Annotated in this window: 17 protein-coding genes and 1 pseudogene; 7 read left to right on the top strand and 11 right to left on the bottom strand. The window is 55.5% G+C overall.

Annotated features, from left to right (window positions below; genetic code table 11):
- Positions 1–2: 2 nt before the first annotated feature.
- The 3 genes from LG383_RS07015 to LG383_RS07005 all read right to left on the bottom strand — a co-directional run bounded on the left by LG383_RS07015 (position 3) and on the right by LG383_RS07005 (position 3,193).
- Positions 3–194: a YnbE family lipoprotein gene (locus tag LG383_RS07015; RefSeq protein WP_059307766.1), complete on the bottom strand. Its 192-nt coding sequence runs from the start codon at positions 192–194 to the stop codon at positions 3–5.
- Positions 191–2,827 (bottom strand): YdbH family protein, encoded by a 2,637-nt coding sequence (locus tag LG383_RS07010; RefSeq protein ID WP_225758647.1) that lies wholly within the window; start codon positions 2,825–2,827, stop codon positions 191–193. Before LG383_RS07010 ends, LG383_RS07015 begins: the two co-directional genes overlap by 4 nt.
- Before the next feature lie 201 nt (positions 2,828–3,028).
- Positions 3,029–3,193, bottom strand: coding sequence for a hypothetical protein (locus tag LG383_RS07005; protein ID WP_166182623.1), 165 nt, complete (start codon positions 3,191–3,193; stop codon positions 3,029–3,031).
- A 403-nt stretch (positions 3,194–3,596) separates the two neighbouring features.
- On the opposite strand from LG383_RS07005, the gene LG383_RS07000 reads away from it, so the two are divergent.
- Both LG383_RS07000 and hslJ read left to right on the top strand, forming a co-directional pair.
- Positions 3,597–4,586 (top strand): 2-hydroxyacid dehydrogenase, encoded by a 990-nt coding sequence (locus tag LG383_RS07000; protein ID WP_106993079.1) that lies wholly within the window; start codon positions 3,597–3,599, stop codon positions 4,584–4,586.
- A gap of 137 nt (positions 4,587–4,723) precedes the next feature.
- Positions 4,724–5,137: a heat shock protein HslJ gene (gene hslJ, locus LG383_RS06995; protein WP_225758646.1), complete on the top strand. Its 414-nt coding sequence runs from the start codon at positions 4,724–4,726 to the stop codon at positions 5,135–5,137.
- Here hslJ and LG383_RS06990 read toward each other — a convergent pair whose 3' ends face one another.
- Positions 5,138–5,404, bottom strand: a complete 267-nt coding sequence (locus tag LG383_RS06990) for a DUF333 domain-containing protein (RefSeq protein ID WP_166182626.1) — start codon at positions 5,402–5,404, stop codon at positions 5,138–5,140.
- A gap of 267 nt (positions 5,405–5,671) precedes the next feature.
- Here LG383_RS06990 and nifJ point away from each other — a divergent pair, with 267 nt between their 5' ends.
- The 3 genes from nifJ (at position 5,672) to LG383_RS06975 (ending at position 11,055) form a co-directional block, all read left to right on the top strand.
- On the top strand, positions 5,672–9,196 hold the full coding sequence (nifJ, locus tag LG383_RS06985; RefSeq protein WP_225758645.1) for a pyruvate:ferredoxin (flavodoxin) oxidoreductase: 3,525 nt from the start codon (positions 5,672–5,674) through the stop codon (positions 9,194–9,196).
- A 400-nt stretch (positions 9,197–9,596) separates the two neighbouring features.
- Positions 9,597–10,706, top strand: a complete 1,110-nt coding sequence (gene ompC / locus LG383_RS06980; protein WP_106993082.1) for a porin OmpC — start codon at positions 9,597–9,599, stop codon at positions 10,704–10,706.
- A 136-nt stretch (positions 10,707–10,842) separates the two neighbouring features.
- Positions 10,843–11,055 carry a KTSC domain-containing protein gene (locus LG383_RS06975; RefSeq protein WP_106993083.1) on the top strand — a complete coding sequence of 71 codons (213 nt, stop codon included), beginning with the start codon at positions 10,843–10,845 and terminating at the stop codon, positions 11,053–11,055.
- Positions 11,056–11,100: 45 nt separating this feature from the next.
- On the opposite strand, the gene LG383_RS06970 is transcribed toward LG383_RS06975, so the two are convergent.
- From LG383_RS06970 to LG383_RS06960, 3 genes are all read right to left on the bottom strand, one after another.
- Complete coding sequence (locus LG383_RS06970; protein ID WP_106993084.1) at positions 11,101–11,514, bottom strand: GFA family protein; 414 nt, start codon at positions 11,512–11,514, stop codon at positions 11,101–11,103.
- A gap of 97 nt (positions 11,515–11,611) precedes the next feature.
- Entirely contained in the window at positions 11,612–12,118 is a 507-nt protein-coding gene (locus LG383_RS06965; RefSeq protein ID WP_225758644.1) for a hypothetical protein, read from the bottom strand.
- Positions 12,119–12,344: 226 nt separating this feature from the next.
- Positions 12,345–12,422, bottom strand: coding sequence for a hypothetical protein (locus LG383_RS06960; protein ID WP_225759512.1), 78 nt, complete (start codon positions 12,420–12,422; stop codon positions 12,345–12,347).
- A gap of 32 nt (positions 12,423–12,454) precedes the next feature.
- On the opposite strand from LG383_RS06960, the pseudogene LG383_RS23010 reads away from it, so the two are divergent.
- Positions 12,455–12,559, top strand: a pseudogene (locus LG383_RS23010) (hypothetical protein); the annotation flags it as partial.
- A 74-nt stretch (positions 12,560–12,633) separates the two neighbouring features.
- Positions 12,634–13,569 carry a tRNA 2-thiocytidine(32) synthetase TtcA gene (gene ttcA, locus LG383_RS06955; RefSeq protein ID WP_106993087.1) on the top strand — a complete coding sequence of 312 codons (936 nt, stop codon included), beginning with the start codon at positions 12,634–12,636 and terminating at the stop codon, positions 13,567–13,569.
- Positions 13,570–13,614: 45 nt separating this feature from the next.
- On the opposite strand, the gene dbpA is transcribed toward ttcA, so the two are convergent.
- The 4 genes from dbpA to LG383_RS06940 all read right to left on the bottom strand — a co-directional run bounded on the left by dbpA (position 13,615) and on the right by LG383_RS06940 (position 17,746).
- Positions 13,615–14,988, bottom strand: a complete 1,374-nt coding sequence (gene dbpA, locus LG383_RS06950) for an ATP-dependent RNA helicase DbpA (protein WP_225758643.1) — start codon at positions 14,986–14,988, stop codon at positions 13,615–13,617.
- A gap of 28 nt (positions 14,989–15,016) precedes the next feature.
- The gene (locus tag LG383_RS22940) at positions 15,017–15,193 is read right to left on the bottom strand and encodes a hypothetical protein (protein WP_269468323.1); all 177 of its coding nucleotides are present in this window, start codon (positions 15,191–15,193) and stop codon (positions 15,017–15,019) included.
- 281 nt (positions 15,194–15,474) lie between these two features.
- Positions 15,475–16,458: a zinc transporter ZntB gene (zntB, locus tag LG383_RS06945; RefSeq protein ID WP_106993091.1), complete on the bottom strand. Its 984-nt coding sequence runs from the start codon at positions 16,456–16,458 to the stop codon at positions 15,475–15,477.
- Positions 16,459–16,627: 169 nt separating this feature from the next.
- Entirely contained in the window at positions 16,628–17,746 is a 1,119-nt protein-coding gene (locus tag LG383_RS06940) for a methyl-accepting chemotaxis protein (protein WP_225758642.1), read from the bottom strand.
- Positions 17,747–18,073 lie beyond the last annotated feature (327 nt).

Genomic DNA, 18,073 nt, shown 5'->3' with positions numbered 1-18,073 from the left:
CCTCAGAACAGATCGCTGCGTGATTTCAGCAGCGTCTCGACGTCTTTATCCACTTTGATATGGATTTCATGTTCAATTTTAACGTTCATGTTGATGGTGATTGGCTCTTTCGACGCCGCCACTTCGATCCTCGGCGTACAGCCTGTCAGCGTCAGGATCACAATCGCGGTGAACCCACCGGCCAGCTTTTTCATGGTTGTTCCTTACATTCCTTGCCTGTCGGGCAGCGGTTATCCGGTAATGCTGCGTGTTGCTCCAGCCAGGTCTGCAGATTGTCGCCAAAACGCAGGCTGCGCCAGAGGGTGAACAGGTTCTCCTGATGGGTGTAGTTAAGGTTAACGGCTTGCGTCTGGCCCCCGGAACGGCTGGCGCCACGGAGGGTCGATGCCAGGGTTAATTCACCCAGATTATCTACATTGAGTGTCGTCCACGACTGCGAAATTTCCATATAGCGAAGCCAGTTAATCGCCCCTGCCGCACTGTTATCGGCAACCAGAGCATCAGCGGTGTCCTGGTCGAGACGCAGGGTCATCGGGCCAGAATTGGTCAGCCAGCCATCTTTGATGATCCACTTGTCGTTGTCCAGCCAGAACGGCAGCGCCCCGCTGAACGGCCCGGACATGGCAAACTGTTTCGGATTGATGGCGCTAATCAGCTCGCTGGAGGAGATGTTATTCACCCGCAGCAGAGCCGCGTCGTGCTGCGGCATGCGCAGCTGCTGCATGGTCACTTTGCCCCCCAGCAGATCCACGCTGACGTCGGTCAGCAGGAGCGGATTCGCTTCGCTCCAGGGGTAGTCGCCCTGCAAATCGGCGGTGATATTGCGGGCCGTAACCTGATTGATCACTTCGCCGATCCGCAGCGTTACCGGACCACGGGTGCCCAGCGACCAGGTGCCTTCGCTGAAGCGGAACGGCAGAATGAAATCGACGCCATTAATTTTGTTATCTGGCATCCAGACGCTGCCGCTTTTTACTACTCCGTGCCCTCCGGCCTCAAAGCCCTGATCGGCCGCCGCGGAGAACGCCACCTGAGCGTACAGCTCTCCTTCGCGCAGCGTCATTTTCCAGTCCGGCGGCACCAGCGGCTGGAAGACGGTCAGGGACTGCTTCGGCCACCAGGCCTGGCCGCGTAGACGCTCCCCGTCCCAGCGCCCGTTCAGCTGCACCGGGCCGATCGCTTCGGCGTTGAGGGTGCCTTTGAACTGGAACAGGGTAGGATCGCTGCCATCGACGCTGAATTTGACGGTCGACGGCGGTAATACGCTGCCGCCGGTGAAGGTGGTTTCCCCAGCGTCAAAGGATAATGCGCCGCTGAAGTGTGGCCGGGCGGGATCGCGCTGCCAGCGGATCGGGCTGTCCAGCACCATTCGCGGGGCGCTGGCATGCATCGAGCCGTACTTCAGCTGGTCGAACCCGGTTGAGAGTTCGCTGAGTTCAATCACGCTGTCGCGCCACTCGCCCCTGCCCGCCACGTCCCAGCGGGCCTGCATCGGGGTGAAGTTGCCTTCACCCCAGTAGCGCCACTGCCATAAGCCGCTATCCGGCAGGAAATCATTCGCCCGGCCATCAAGATGCAGGGTGAAATCCCCCATCTCCTGTTCATGGACGCGCAAAATGGCCTGCAGGCGACCGTCGATACCCTTGCGGGTCAGCGCCACCCCGGCCAGCGGCCAGCGCACTTCATCGATATTCAGGGAATCAATAATTCGCCCGCGGGAGCGCAGCAGCGCCCCTGGCGCAAAGGCCAGCCGGGGCTCGGCCAGGCTACCGGTCAGCATAGCGGGCAACCCGATATAGAGGATCAGATCGTTCTGTTTGGCCACGCCGGTGAGCTGCAGCGGCATGGCGCTGTTATCCATACTTAGCTTGCCGGGGCCAAAGGTGAGTACCGCGTTGCCTTTCCCTGCATCCCCCTGAGTCAGGACGTTCATCCGCCCGCTGATAACGGCGCGCTCCGTGCCCTGCTGCCAGTTGTCAATCTTCAGCCCCAGGCGACCGCTCAACGGAATACCCGCGCGATCCCAGCGCCAGCGCCCGTCGCTGATGGTCAACTGGTCGGGCGTGATCTGCCAGGGGAGATCCAGCAGCGGCTCGCCGCTCTCCCGTTCTACCATCACCAGTTGGCCCTGATTGTCCTGCCACGCCAGATCGGCATCCACCAGCGACGGAAGCTGCGGCACCGAGAAGGTCGCTGCCGCATGTCCCTGCACCGGCAGGCCGTCCGGCACCAGCGGCAGGGTAAATTCCCCCACCAGGGTCACGGGCTGCGGGTTATCGGGCAGATTTAGCGTGACGTCGCTGACGGTCAGAGAACGTCCCCGGAGTGTGCCACGCAGGCTAAACTGATCTCCGTGGTAAGCGATCTCCTGTCGCGTCGGAGTCAGCGAGGCGGTTAGCTTCCCCTGCCACTGTTGCCAGGGAGAGAGCGTCAGGCGATCGATGGTCAGCCAGGTATTGGGCAGTAGCGACTGCCACTCGGCCAGCGTTCGCGGTGCGGCGGGCGTGGACTCACTGGCGGGGATTTTACTCAGACAGGCACTGTTGAGATCCAGCCCGGCGATGTCGATTTTCCAGCGGCTCGGGTGGCTAAGGGTAGCGTCTTCGATGCGGGCGATTTCGCAGTCGTCTACCAGATAGCGCAGATCGGCGATCACCAGCGCGTTGCGGGTCAGGCGCGGGCTTTTTTCAAACGCGATCCGGGTACCGGCAGGCAGCCAGATCCCGGCAAGCGTAGGAACCCACTGCGCAAGGGTCAGCAGCAGCGTCAGCGGCAAAAGAACGATCAGCAGCAGTAGCGCGATTGCGGCTTTGTATTTACCCCTCATGGGCAGTTAATATCCTGATTTAGCGAAAAAATTAGCCGACAGTATGGAATATTGTGGCATGTTTCGTCAGGCAGGTGAAGCGAAGGCCTGTTTAAGAATAGATGTGTTAATCCTGAATGTGAGCGTTTTTAATCTCCGCCCATGCCCATTCAGGGCAACAAAAAACCGCCCGGAGGCGGTTTAGAAAAGCGGTTTTTGACCCTATCTTCTGATCACATCAGGGTCATCCGGATCCAGCGGGTCATTCACATCAGGTATGTCATCACCCGGGAGGAGTGGATCGGTGTCGCCCGGGAGGGGATCGCTGCCACCAGGAAGTGGTTCATCATCAGGAATGGGATCAATATAGTCGGGACGATCAGCCATAAAGCCTCCGTCAAACTGCGTTATGAGAGGTTATTTCGATTTACCTGGTTTCTGTTTGGTCTGCTCATCTTGATTCTTTTGCGGCTGCTTAGGTTGTTCTTTCGAGACATGTTGTGCGGTGGATTTCATTTTGAAACTCCGATTGTAGATGCAGCAAGTCGCCACCCTGAAACTATAAGTTACGCTTATAGTTATATCGAGCGAGACGGCAGTGAATTAACTTTATACTGTTGTTTTATTTAGTTTTATTGTGAGATGAAACGAGCGCCTTCTCTATTTCACCTGCGGGAGGTGGGATGGTGTAAAATCATTCTCAGAACTTATTGAATTCAATAATATTTTATAATTTGTATGATTATTTTAATCATGCTAACGTAGTTCCAAAATCACTGGAGAAAGTCTTATGAAACTCGCGGTATATAGCACAAAGCAGTACGACAAAAAGTATCTGCAACATGTTAACGAGGGATATGGATTCGAACTTGAATTTTTCGACTTTCTGCTTAACGAAAAAACAGCCAAAACCGCCCACGGCTTCGATGCGGTCTGTATTTTTGTTAACGATGACGGCAGTCGCCCAGTGCTGGAAGAGTTAAAAAGACAGGGCGTGAAGTACATCGCGCTGCGCTGCGCGGGCTTCAACAATGTTGACCTCGACGCGGCCAAAGAGTTGGGTCTGCAGGTGGTACGCGTACCGGCCTACTCCCCGGAAGCTGTGGCTGAACATGCCATCGGCCTGATGATGTCCTTAAACCGTCGTATTCACCGTGCTTATCAACGTACCCGTGATGCCAACTTCTCGCTGGAAGGGCTGACCGGTTTCACCATGTACGGCAAAACTGCCGGGGTGATAGGCACCGGTAAAATCGGTATCGCGGCGCTGCGGATCCTGAAAGGTTTTGGTATGCGCCTGCTGGCGTTCGATCCCTATCCAAGCGCTGCCGCACTGGAGATGGGCGTGGAGTATGTCGACCTGGCAACCCTGTATGCCGAGTCAGACGTCATCTCCCTGCACTGCCCGCTGACCGCAGACAATTACCATCTGCTGAACCAGAGCGCATTTGACCAAATGAAAGATGGCGTGATGATTGTTAACACCAGTCGCGGTGGCCTGGTGGACTCTCAGGCGGCCATTGAAGCGCTGAAAACGCAAAAAATCGGCGCACTGGGGATGGACGTATATGAGAACGAACGCGATCTGTTCTTTGAAGATAAGTCTAACGACGTGATCCAGGATGACGTGTTCCGTCGCCTGTCCGCCTGCCACAACGTGCTGTTTACCGGCCATCAGGCGTTCCTGACCGCCGAGGCGCTGATCAGTATTTCGGAGACCACGTTGGGGAACCTGAGCCAGCTGGAGAAAGGCGAAGCAAGCCCGAACGCACTGTTCTGAGTGACGTAATTCTCCCTCTCCCTCAAGGGAGAGGGAACAAACCCCGCCCGGTTTTCAGATTTTCCCGCAAGACAATTCCCGCCAGCGCAATAGACTATGCATTAGATATTTATGAAGTGAATATATTGAGAAGAACCATGAAAACGCTCGTCGCAGTAACGATCCTCAGCATGGCGCTGGCAGGCTGTGTCAATCCAGGAAAAGCCTCTGTTCAGGAAGAACAGCTTCAGCAGCACCGCTTCGTGCTGCAAAGTATCAATGGCACCGCCATCAACCCGGCTACTACCCCGCCGGAAATCGCCTTTGGGGAAGACCTGGCCGTATCCGGTGTGATGTGTAATCGCTTCAACGGACAGGGCAAGCTGTCAGACGGCGAGCTCAAGGTAAAAGCGCTCGCCATGACGCGAAAACTGTGTACCGAGCCACAGCTCAATGACCTGGATCACGCGATCGGCACGATGCTGCGTAACGGTACGCAGGTCGATCTGACGGAAGACGTGTTAACCCTGGCGACGGCAGAGACGACGCTGGTCTTTAAACGCGCTGAGTAATCAGTAAGTCCCGCACGAACCGCCGGCAAGCGACTGTTCATTGCAGCGTTTGCCGTTAGGCAGCGCACACATGCCGATGGCCGAGCCGTCCAGCTGACGCGCAATGGACAGCGACCCGCCAATCATGGCGCAATTCGCCTCGCCGGAACTGGACATCGCCGCTCTCATCCCCGGCGCGACGTGCGCGGCGGTAGCCTGCTGTACTGGTTCATTGCTACAGGCCGACAGTAACAAAGCGGCACACCCTACCCAAAATGCTGCGCGCATATTCTCTCCCCATATTGAATTGCAAAACCTATGCATAATAGGCATCACACGTCCTGCCGTCGAGAGCCGAAGCGCGGTTTTCTGCGCTGTCAAAACAATTACAGACTATTTTCAGGCAAAAGTTTGATCAAACCATTGATGGCATTAATAAGCAGGACACAAAAGCGAAAATCGTTTCAGCGGGCCTTTGCTAAAATAAAAAGATAACTACAGGACGCGTCGACGTATCACGGGTCCCTTTTTCTTTGCGCAATGTAAGGGTGTCATATGCAAACTATTGACGGGAATGGCGCAGTCGCGTCCGTGGCGTTTCGCACCAGTGAAGTGATCGCCATTTATCCCATTACACCCAGCTCAACCATGGCTGAACAGGCGGATGCCTGGGCCGGAAACGGGCTGAAGAACGTCTGGGGCGATGTCCCTCGCGTGGTCGAAATGCAGTCAGAAGCAGGGGCGATTGCCACCGTCCACGGCGCGCTGCAGACCGGGGCGCTGTCCACCTCCTTCACCTCGTCGCAGGGGTTGCTGCTGATGATCCCGACGCTGTACAAGCTGGCGGGAGAGCTCACCCCCTTCGTGCTGCACGTCGCAGCGCGCACCATCGCCACGCACGCCCTGTCGATTTTTGGCGATCACTCCGATGTGATGGCCGTCCGCCAGACCGGCTGCGCCCTGCTCTGTTCCGCCAGCGTGCAGGAGGCGCAGGATTTTGCCCTCATCTCCCATATGGCGACGCTGAAAAGCCGGGTGCCGTTTATCCATTTCTTCGACGGGTTCCGTACCTCGCACGAGATTAACAAGATCGTGTCGATTTCCGACGACACCATCCGCAGCCTGCTCCCGCAGGCGGAGATTGATGCTCACCGCGCCCGTGCACTCAATCCGGAACATCCGGTGATCCGCGGCACCTCCGCCAACCCGGATACCTACTTCCAGTCCCGGGAAGCTACCAACCCGTGGTACAACGCGGTCTATGACCACGTAGAGCAGGCGATGACCGATTTTGCCGCCGCCACCGGACGCGAGTACAAACCGTTCGAGTATTACGGCCATCCGCAGGCGGAGCGCGTGATTGTGATCATGGGTTCCGCCATCGGTACCTGTGAAGAGGTGGTGGACGAGCTGCTGAGCCGGGGTGAAAAAGTCGGCGTGCTGAAAGTGCGCCTGTATCGCCCGTTCTCCGCGAAACACCTGCTGGCGGTATTGCCGGAGAGCGTGCGGTCGGTGGCGGTGCTGGATCGCACCAAAGAGCCGGGCGCCCAGGCCGAGCCGCTCTATCTGGACGTGATGACCGCCCTGGCCGAGGCCTTTAACGGCGGCGAGCGCGAGACCCTGCCGCGGGTGATTGGCGGGCGCTATGGCCTCTCCTCCAAAGAGTTCGGTCCGGAGTGCGTGCTGGCGATCTTCAACGAGCTGAGCGCTGCAAAGCCGAAGCCGCGCTTCACCGTCGGCATCTATGACGATGTGACCAATCTGTCACTGTCGTTGCCGGAAAATACCCTGCCCTCCACCGCGAAGCTGGAAGCGCTGTTTTACGGTCTGGGCAGCGACGGCAGCGTCTCGGCCACCAAAAATAACATCAAGATCATCGGTAACTCTACGCCGTGGTATGCCCAGGGCTATTTCGTCTATGACTCGAAGAAAGCAGGGGGCCTGACGGTTTCCCACCTGCGCGTCAGCGAGCAGCCGATCCGCTCGGCATATCTGGTCTCACAGGCCGATTTCGTCGGCTGCCACCAGCTGCAGTTTATCGACAAATACCAGATGGCCGAGCGCCTGAAACCGGGCGGGATATTCCTGCTCAATACCCCCTACAGTGCCGATGAGGTCTGGGGACGGCTGCCGCAGGAAGTCCAGGCGGTGCTGAATCAGAAAAAAGCCAAATTCTATATTGTTAATGCGGCAAAAATCGCCCGTGAGTGCGGCCTCGCGGCACGTATTAACACCGTTATGCAGATGGCGTTTTTCCATCTGACGAAGATCCTGCCGGGCGATAGCGCCCTGATGGAACTCCAGGGCGCTATCGCCAGAAGCTACAGCAGCAAAGGCCAGGAGCTGGTGGAACGCAACTGGCAGGCGCTGGCCCTGGCGCGGGAGTCACTGGCGGAGGTGCCGTTGCAACCGGTGAATGCTCACAGCCCGAACCGTCCGCCGGTGGTTTCCGATGCCGCGCCGGATTTTGTCAAAACCGTTACCGCCGCGATGCTGGCCGGTCTGGGCGATGCCCTGCCCGTCTCCGCCCTGCCGCCGGACGGTACCTGGCCGATGGGGACCACCCGCTGGGAAAAACGCAATATCGCCGAAGCGATCCCGATCTGGAAAGAGGAGCTGTGCACCCAGTGTAACCACTGCGTGGCGGCCTGCCCGCACTCCGCGATCCGCGCCAAAGTCGTCTCGCCTGAGGCAATGGAGAGCGCCCCGTCCAGCCTGCACTCGCTGGATGTGAAATCCCGCGACATGCGCGGCCAGAAATATGTCCTGCAGGTGGCACCGGAAGATTGCACCGGCTGTAACCTGTGCGTGGAAGTCTGCCCGGCGAAAGATCGCCAGAACCCGGAGATCAAGGCCATCAATATGATGTCGCGCCTTGAGCATGTGGAAGAGGAGAAGGTGAATTATGACTTCTTCCTCGACCTGCCGGAAATCGATCGCAACAGCCTCGAGCGCATTGATATTCGTACCTCGCAGCTGATCACCCCGCTGTTCGAATACTCCGGGGCCTGTTCCGGCTGCGGCGAAACGCCGTACATCAAGCTGCTGACCCAGTTGTATGGCGACCGGATGCTGATCGCCAACGCCACCGGCTGTTCGTCGATTTATGGCGGCAACCTGCCGTCAACGCCGTACACCACCGATGCTAATGGTCGCGGGCCGGCGTGGGCCAACTCGCTGTTCGAGGATAACGCCGAGTTTGGCCTGGGCTTCCGCCTGACGGTGGATCAGCATCGGGTGCGCGTGATGCGTCTGCTGGAACAGTTTGCCGATAACATCCCGGCAGAGCTCAACAGCGCCCTGCACAGCGAGGCCACGCCGGACGTGCGTCGTCAGCAGGTGGCGGAGCTGCGTCAGCATCTGGCGGGCGTTGATGGCGCTGAGCAGCTGTTAACCGATGCCGATGCGTTGGTCGAGAAATCGATCTGGCTGATTGGCGGTGACGGCTGGGCCTATGACATCGGCTTTGGCGGGCTGGATCATGTCCTGAGCCTGACCGAGAACGTCAACATTCTGGTGCTGGATACCCAGTGTTACTCCAATACCGGCGGCCAGGCGTCAAAAGCGACGCCGCTGGGGGCGGTAACCAAGTTTGGCGAGCATGGCAAACGCAAGGCGCGCAAAGATTTGGGGGTCAGCATGATGATGTACGGTCATGTGTATGTGGCGCAGATCTCGCTGGGCGCGCAGCTCAACCAGACCGTGAAGGCGATTCAGGAGGCGGAAGCCTATCCGGGTCCGTCGCTGATCATCGCCTACAGCCCATGCGAGGAGCACGGCTACGATCTGGCCCTGAGCCACGATCAGATGCGCCAGCTAACGGCTACCGGTTTCTGGCCGCTGTATCGCTTCGACCCGCGTCGTGCCGATGAGGGCAAGCTGCCGCTGGCACTGGACTCCCGTCCACCGTCGGATGCGCTGGCAGAGACGCTGATGCAGGAGCAACGCTTCCGTCGCCTCAACGCCCAGCAGCCTGAAGTGGCAGAGCAGCTGTGGAAGGATGCCGCCGCCGATCTGCAAAAACGCTACGACTTCCTGGCGCAGCTAGCCGGGAAAGCCGAAAAGTCGGCAAGCGAATAACATATATAGCCCGGCATGTCCGGGCTTTTCTTTGGCTATAAAAAAACCCGCCAGGAAAGTACTGGCGGGTGATCCTGTTCAGCAATAAATATCAGTTATGAATCAGAAAAGTATTTATCAAATAAACGGACGAAAATACTACAGGCATATAACAAACCAGAGTCTACTGAGTTTATTGAGAAATGAGTAATTTTTGTTTTATATAGTTTTATTTAATGTATTCACTAAACTTATGACTATTTCACTGGCAGCAAATACTTGAGATTTCACTTAATTGGTAACAATTATGCTTTATCGCTGGAAGGAAGAGTGATTTAGCATGTGACCACTTTCCAACGCAGAAAGTTCAATGGAAAGTTTAAAAATATTAAATATAAAAACAGCATAAGGATTAGTCACAATGCAAAGAAAAGTACTGGCTCTGATGATCCCTGCCCTGTTAATGGCAGGCGCAGCAAATGCCGCTGAAATTTATAATAAGGACGGCAACAAATTAGATCTTTACGGTAAAATTGACGGTCTGCACTATTTCTCCGACGACAGCAGTGCTGACGGCGACCAGACATATATGCGTATCGGCTTTAAAGGCGAAACCCAGATCAACGATATGCTCACCGGTTACGGCCAGTGGGAATATAATATTCAGGCAAACAACACCGAAGGTTCATCAAATCAGTCCTGGACCCGTCTGGCGTTTGCTGGTCTGAAATTCGACCAGTACGGTTCCTTCGATTATGGCCGTAACTACGGCGTGCTGTACGACGTGGAAGGCTGGACCGATATGCTGCCAGAGTTCGGCGGCGATACCTACACCAAAGCCGATAACTTCATGACCGGTCGTGCGAACGGCGTGGCGACCTACCGTAACAGCGATTTCTTCGGCATGGTTGAAGGCCTGAACGTCGCCCTGCAGTACCAGGGTAACAACGAAGACAGCGGTAACGGTAACGAAGGCACCAACAACGGCCGTGACGTACGTCATGAGAACGGCGACGGTTTCGGTATCTCCACCTCCTACGACTTCGGTATGGGCTTCAGCGCGGCGGCGGCCTACACTTCTTCTGACCGTACCAATGCACAGGTTAACGAAACCACCGCAGGCGGCGACAAAGCGGACGCATGGACTACCGGTCTGAAATACGACGCCAACAACATCTACCTGGCAGCCATGTACTCTGAAACCCGTAACATGACCCCGTACGGCGACCAGGCTGACGCGGTAGCAAACAAAACCCAGAACTTCGAAGTAACGGCTCAGTACCAGTTTGATTCCGGCCTGCGTCCGGTGGTGTCTTACCTGCAGTCTAAAGGTAAAGACCTGGGCAACGGTCAGGGCGATCAGGATCTGGTTAAATATGCTGAAGTCGGGGCGGTTTACTACTTCAACAAAAATATGTCTACCTACGTTGATTATAAAATTAATCTGCTGGATGAAGACGAGCAGTTCTACAAAGACAATGGCATCGGCACCGATGACATCGTCGCCGTCGGTCTGGTTTACCAGTTCTGATGAAATTAGCCCGCGTTACGGCGCGGGCTAACGCTTTATATCCCTTGCCGCCTTGCCTTCAAATTTTGTTGCGCCGTTTAACCTTTCTGATACAAGATAAATCTCATGTCTGCCCGGCTGTAGAGGACTCACTATCGTGAACCACCATTCTGTTAAATCTTCGCGCATCGCCTCGATTGCCTACGATACAAGCAACGAGACGCTGGAAGTCCGTTTTCGGGATCACAGCGCCTGGCAATATCAGTCCGTGCCTGTGCGTATTTTTAACGATTTCCTGAGCGTGGTTTCAAAGGGACGTTTCTATGACGGGGTAGTGAAAGGCAAATTCAAAGAGAGAAAAATTGCCTGATCGCACATCCGCTGTGCCTATGACCTGCCCTGATAAATGGCTGCCCTAGCTGTCGGTCGCGCGATAGCTCAGCACACCGGCCACACCGCCACCCCCGTCGTTAGGGTGGTGTCTTCCCTCCATCACCAGCACCTCCGGGAAATCAAACGGCGAGACGCCCTCAAGGCAGGCGACGTTGACGCCATACTGATCCGGCGTTGAACGCCGCTGGTGGAAGGTGTAAATCCCGCAGACCGAACAAAAATAGTGCACTGCCGCCCGGGTGTTAAACCGGTACTCGGTCAGCAGCGACGCGCCCTGAATAATGTCCAGCCCGGATAACGGCGCGGAGACCGCGATTGCCCCGCGCATCCGGCAGAACGAGCAGTTACAACGTCGGATAGTGTTGAACCCGTCCGAGAGTTCAACGGTAAACCTGACCGCACCACAGTGGCACTGTCCAGAGACTTTATTTGCCATAACTGGCTCCTTTCCGATAAGCATGACTCGCCTGAACGGCGTGACGGAACGCCGCGTACCGGCTAAGTGTAAGCCAGCCTCCCCCCCTGCGCCGTTATCAGCGGCGGCTAAATTCCTGCGCGCTCTTTTTCAGCCAAGCCTCCTGGAAGAGTTGTTCTGAGTAGGTGAGTTTCATGACGGGTGCTAAATAGGGGGCATCGAGCTCGATTAAATCATTTTCATTCTGGTATTTGGCGTATTTGTCACCGGCGAAAGAGATCTGTTTTTTCAGCGCCACATATTTATGCTCGAGCATACTCTCAACTTCATCAAATCGCGTCTTATCCAGCTCAAGCATAATCGCGGTGATCCTTCCCGCTTGATTGAAGATAATCGCATTATTTTTTGCGCCCTCTAATCCCAGTTCATTATTGGGAATAGAGAAAATATCACCGTCGCTCCACTTACTGCGCCCCTCATGCTGGGCGGAAGGATAGGCTTTAATGAACTGCTGCAGCGTGGTTTTACCTAACGTCAACCCCATCGCCGTGGTATCTGCTTTTGCGGATGAAAATACTGCCAGTAAAACAAACATACCTATCAGTAATTGCCACTGTTTACCCATCGTTAGCACCTCATCGTATCAGTCGTGTTTTTGCTGACTATCGCCTTCAGTACCTGTCTCTTCTCTATCGTACAGAATTGATCTTCAACAACACATGGGCCTTTTTGATGAGTACGCAAGGACGATACAGCACTACTTACTGAGCGCCGTCAGGGTGGCGCGGGCGGGTGAAGGCATAAAAAAGCCACCAGCGAATGCCGGTGGCGTGGGCATGACGCACGGTCAGCTATTTTTTGACGGGTTGGGGCTTTTTATCGCCCGACTCCGGGGCCTCGCGTGGGTCATCTTTTTCAACATACTGCATGACTACCTCCCGTTTTATGGATGGACTACAACTATAGCGTCTATTGTTTAAAACCAGCCAGGCGGCAGGCGTTTGCTGTAAAACGTGCTGACATTCACCGCCGTAATCCGTACCATACACGCCATCCTTTTTCATGTTGACCTGCTGCCCCCCATCTTAACGGTGGGCCGCCTGGGCGGCTTTAGCCACAAACGAATTGAGCCACTATTAAATGTCGCAAAATCAAGAAATTACCAAGAAAGACCAGTACAACCTCAACAAACTGCAAAAGCGTCTGCGCCGTAACGTCGGCGAAGCCATTGCGGATTACAACATGATTGAAGAAGGCGACCGCATCATGGTCTGCCTGTCTGGCGGCAAAGATAGCTACACCCTGCTCGAAATCCTGCGCAATCTTCAGCAAAGCGCACCGGTCAATTTCTCATTAATTGCCGTCAACCTGGATCAGAAGCAGCCAGGATTCCCGGAACATATCCTGCCGGAATATCTGGAGCAGCTGGGGGTTGAGTACAAAATTGTCGAAGAGAACACCTACGGCATCGTCAAAGAGAAGATCCCCGAAGGCAAAACCACCTGCTCGCTCTGCTCCCGCCTGCGTCGTGGCATTCTGTATCGCACGGCTACCGAGCTGGGCGCGACCAAAATTGCTCTCGGTCACCACCGGGATGACATCTTACAGACGCTGTTCCTTAACATGTTCTACGGCGGCAAAATGAAAGGCATGCCACCGAAGCTGATGAGCGATGACGGGAAGCACATTGTGATCCGTCCCCTTGCCTACTGCCGCGAGAAAGACATCGAGCGTTTTTCCGAGGCGAAAGCCTTCCCGATCATTCCGTGCAACCTGTGTGGCTCCCAGCCAAACCTGCAGCGTCAGGTGATTGGCGATATGCTGCGCGACTGGGACAAACGTTATCCGGGCCGCATCGAGACCATGTTCAGCGCGATGCAGAACGTGGTGCCTTCGCACCTGAGCGATATCAACCTGTTTGATTTCAAAGGGATTAAGCACGGTTCAGAAGTGGTGAACGGTGGCGATCTGGCATTCGATCGCGAAGAGATCCCGATGCAGCCAGCGGGCTGGCAGCCGGAAGAAGATGACACTCAGCTGGATGAGATGCGTCTGAACGTTATTGAAGTGAAGTAATCGTTAAGCGTCTCAGCGATCGCGCTGAGACGCTCTCCCGCCCGCTTATTTCAGCAGACGAACCTTGCAGGCTTTGCCCTTAATCTTGCCGTTTTGCAGCTGTTTCCACGCTTTTTGTGCCACTGACTGACGCACAGCCACATACACGTGCGCCGGATGCACCGCGATTTTGCCAATATCGGCACCATCCAGACCAATATCACCCGTCAGCGCACCCAGCACATCACCCGGACGCATTTTGGCTTTTTTACCGCCGTCGATACAGAGCGTCGCCATCCCGGCAACCAGCGGCACAACGCTGACGTTGGCCGGAGCATCGACCCAGTTGAGCTTAATTTGCAGCATTTCCGCCAGGATATTGGCGCGCTGCGCCTCTTCCGGGGCGCAGAAGCTGATCGCCAGACCGCTGTTACCGGCCCGGGCAGTACGGCCGATACGGTGAACGTGAACTTCCGGATCCCACGCCAGCTCGTAGTTCACCACCAGCTCGAGGGATTTGATGTCCAGACCGCGGGCGGCCACGTCGGTCGCCACCAGCACGCGGGCGCTGCCGTTAGCAAAACGTACCAGGGTCTGATCGCGATCGCGCTGTTCCAGGTCGCCATGCAGCGACAGTGCGCTCTGTCCGGCTTCGGTCAGGGCATCACATACCGCCTGGCAATCTTTTTTAGTATTACAGAACACCACGCACGAGGCTGGCTGATGTACGCTGAGCAGCTTTTGCAGCAGCGGAATTTTGCCTCGCTGGGTGGTATCGAAGAACTGTTGTTCAATCGCCGGCAGTGCGTCAACGGTGTCAATTTCGATGGCGATCGGGTTTTGCTGCACGCGGCCGCTGATGGCGGCAATCGCCTCTGGCCAGGTAGCAGAGAACAGCATGGTCTGACGCGACGGCGGTGCGAAACGGGTCACCTCGTCGATGGCCTCGCTAAAGCCCATATCCAGCATCCGGTCAGCTTCATCCAGCACCAGCGTCTGCAGCGCCTCGAGGGAGACCGTGCCCTTTTGCAGGTGATCGAGCAAACGCCCTGGCGTGGCGACGATGATGTGCGGTGCATGCAGCAACGAGTCGCGCTGGGCGCCGAACGGCTGACCACCGCAGAGGGTTAAAATTTTGGTGTTGGGCAGAAAACGCGCCAGACGACGTAACTCAGCCGCGACCTGATCCGCCAGCTCGCGCGTCGGGCAAAGCACCAAAGACTGGGTCTTATAAAGGGTGGCGTCGATATGCTGTAACACCCCGAGGCCAAACGTTGCCGTTTTGCCACTGCCGGTTTTCGCCTGTACGCGGACATCGCGTCCTTCCAGGATCGCTGGCAGGGCGGCAGCTTGTACAGGGGTCATCGTCAGGTAACCCAACTCGTTAAGGTTATCGAGTTGGGCGGCAGGCAGTACGTTCAGCGTTGAAAAAGCAGTCACAGTTATTCTCGCGGTAAAAGACACACAGTCAGCAGGCGCGTATCCTCGCAGATCTCCGCCTCTGATGCGACATTTTAATGGGCACTTCATCCGGTGGCGGATCCGGCATCGGCTGTGGGCGTGGGATCGGTTCGGGAACAGGCACCGGATCGGTGGGGACCGGGTCCGATTGCCGCGTCTGTTGCAGCAGCAGTGTTAAAAGCATGCACATATTACCCTCCAGAAGAGCGGGATGACTCTTTTAGGGTAGTCGCTGCTGGGTTGCAGGCAAAAAAAAGCCGACTTATTTAAGTCGGCGTCGTACGAATCAATTTTGCTATGCAGTAATTCAAAAAAGGAAGTAAGACAATATGGAGCGCAACGCCCATCGCTTGACGTTGCATTCACCTGCGGAAGAGATATTGCACCTTATGGGTAAAGGGTTTATTGACCTCGCTCAATTAAAATGGCGTTTCAGACCTGCCAGAACGACAAAATTGTGCAAATTTACAACCATTTACTGCGATGTAACCACCATGCAACACCACCTATTAAAACCACTAACATGATGCAAAACAGTGAGAAGCCAAAGCGGAATTCCCCGCCGGGGATCCCCCCGAGATTGACACCAAATAGCCCGGTTAAGAAGGTGCTGGGCAGAAAGACCATCGCCATCAGCGACATGGTGTAGGTTCGGCGGGAGAGCGACTCCTGCATAACCTGGGCGATTTCGTCGGTCAGTATCGCGGTACGGGCAATACAGGCGTCAATTTCATCGAGGCCGCGCCCGAGCCGGTCGGCAATATCCTGCATTCTGCGGCGCTGATCGTCATTCATCCAGGGAAGACGTTCACTCGCCAGCCGGGCATAAACATCGCGCTGCGGGGCCATGTAGCGGCGCATGACGATCAGCTGTTTGCGCAGCAGCGCGAGGAAGCCGCGAGGGGGAATGACCTGATCGATCAGGTTATCCTCCAGATCGATAATTTTGTCGTGCAGCTCTTCGATAAACTCGCTGGCATGATCGGTGAGCGCGTCGCAGACATCCACCAGCCAGCCACCGCAATCGCCCGGACCGGTGCCCTCTTTTAAATCCCCGACGACATCGTCCAGCGCCAGCACTTTTCGCTGGCGGGTGGAGACAATCAGCCGCTCATCCATATAGACGCGCATCGCCACCAACTGATCCGGCCGCTCATCGGTGCTGCCATTAATACAGCGCAGAGTAATGAGCGTCCCCTCGCCCATGCGGGTCACGCGCGGGCGCAGGCTTTCTCCAGCCAGCGCGTCGCGGACGTTATTGGGCAATAACGGGGTTGAGGCCAGCCAGTGGGCGCTCTCCGGCTGGGTATAGTTCAGGTGCAGCCAGCAGGGATGTTGCTGATCGATAACATCATTGTTGGTGAGCGGTCTTGCCCCGCCTTTACCGTCGAGTATCCACGCAAAAACTGCGTCAGGAACGTTAACTTCCGATCCTTTTAAGCCTTCCACAGCGCCTCCGCCAGTAGCTGTTCTTTGCTGTCAGTCTAGCCACCCCGGCAGGTTAAGCAACCATTTCCCTCGCCATCGCGCTGAATTTATTCATAAAAGAGACTATTCCTGAATGGACCCTGACGCACAAAAAAGCCTGGCGAACCAGGCTTTTATATCTGTTGTGATATCAGGCTCGCGCGGGTTTGAACTGCCCATCGTATAGTGATGCCGGTTCCAGATGGAAGTTTCGCGTGCGGGCCTGCAGCTCAACTACCTGATTTTTCAGCACCGCCGAGGAGCCGGACAGCTCCTCCACCATCCCCACATTACTCTGGGTGACGTTTTCCAGATCGGTTAACGCCTGAGTGATCTGCGCGATGCCCTTCTCCTGTTCATAGGTTGAAGTGGAGATCTCATCCATCAGTTTGCTGACCTGCCCGGAGCCGCTGACGATCTCCTGCATGTTCTTCTCGGCTTCAGCGACGACCATCGCCCCCTGGTTGACGTTGCTGCTGGTAACGGCGATCAGGGATTTGATGCTTTTTGCCGCCTCGGCACTGCGATGCGCCAGGCTACGCACTTCCCCGGCCACGACGGAGAAGCCTTTGCCATGGTCACCGGCGCGGGCCGCTTCGACCGCCGCATTGAGCGCCAGAATATTGGTCTGGAAGGCAATACCGTCGATCATGGTGATGATCTCGGTCATCTGCTGAGCGCATTCGGTGATGGAGTTCATGTTGGTGGCGACCTGCCCCATTAGCTCCCCGCCTTTCTGCGCCTGTCGGGTCGCCACGTTGGCCTTCTCGTTAGCAAGGCGGGTGTTATCGGCAGTGTTTTTAGTGGTGGCGGCCATCTGTTCCATACTGGCTGAGGTCTGGATCAGCGATGCGGACTGCAGCTCTGTTTTCGCCGCCAGGGCTGAACTGCGAGCGGCCAGTTGTTCAGAGAGACTCATTGCGGTCGCAGAGGAAGAACGGATCTCGCGCACCAGCGTGGCGATGTTGCTCGACAGCGTGTTGATGCCCGGGATCAATCGCCCCGCGCAGTTATCACCAAATTCCGGGATCGTGACACCCAGATTGCCGGAGACCACCTCTTCTATGCTTCTCTTAACCGTATTGATGGGCACGACCAGGTATTGGGTCATGTAAACCCGCAGGAGCACGAACGCGACGACGAATAAAACATTAAGTGCAATTAACAAAGATGTTTGCGGTGCTAAAAGAATGACCATTCCATCAATTACCAGAAGCACGACTAATAGATAAGAAAGAATAAAGGTTCTTACGCTAATGTTTCTGAGCATAATATATCCCGCAGCGGTATTTTCATATGATAGGGAATATATAGCATTCTGATTTTAATTTTTCACCCTCATTTCGTAGAGACAATTTATTAATCTTAAAGGTTATGGAATTTACCTTAAGGAGGAGATAAAACCTATTTTACCGGGACTCCCATGCATTAACATCTGACAACAAGAAGATTGCATGCTTAACGCCTTGAAAAGTAGTGACCCTGATAAATTATACACTTAAGCCGCACGCACGCTTTGAAGCTGTATTTGTTAGCCGGGCTTAAACTATTTTGTGTCGAATATGTTTTTATGATTTTTTTGAAAAAAGCCCTAATG

The sequence above is a fragment of the Leclercia sp. Marseille-Q4284 genome (assembly GCF_916618945.1).
Taxonomy (GTDB): domain Bacteria; phylum Pseudomonadota; class Gammaproteobacteria; order Enterobacterales; family Enterobacteriaceae; genus Enterobacter; species Enterobacter tamurae.
Note: the sequence above shows the minus strand (reverse complement) of the source record. Positions and strands in the feature narration are given on the sequence as shown.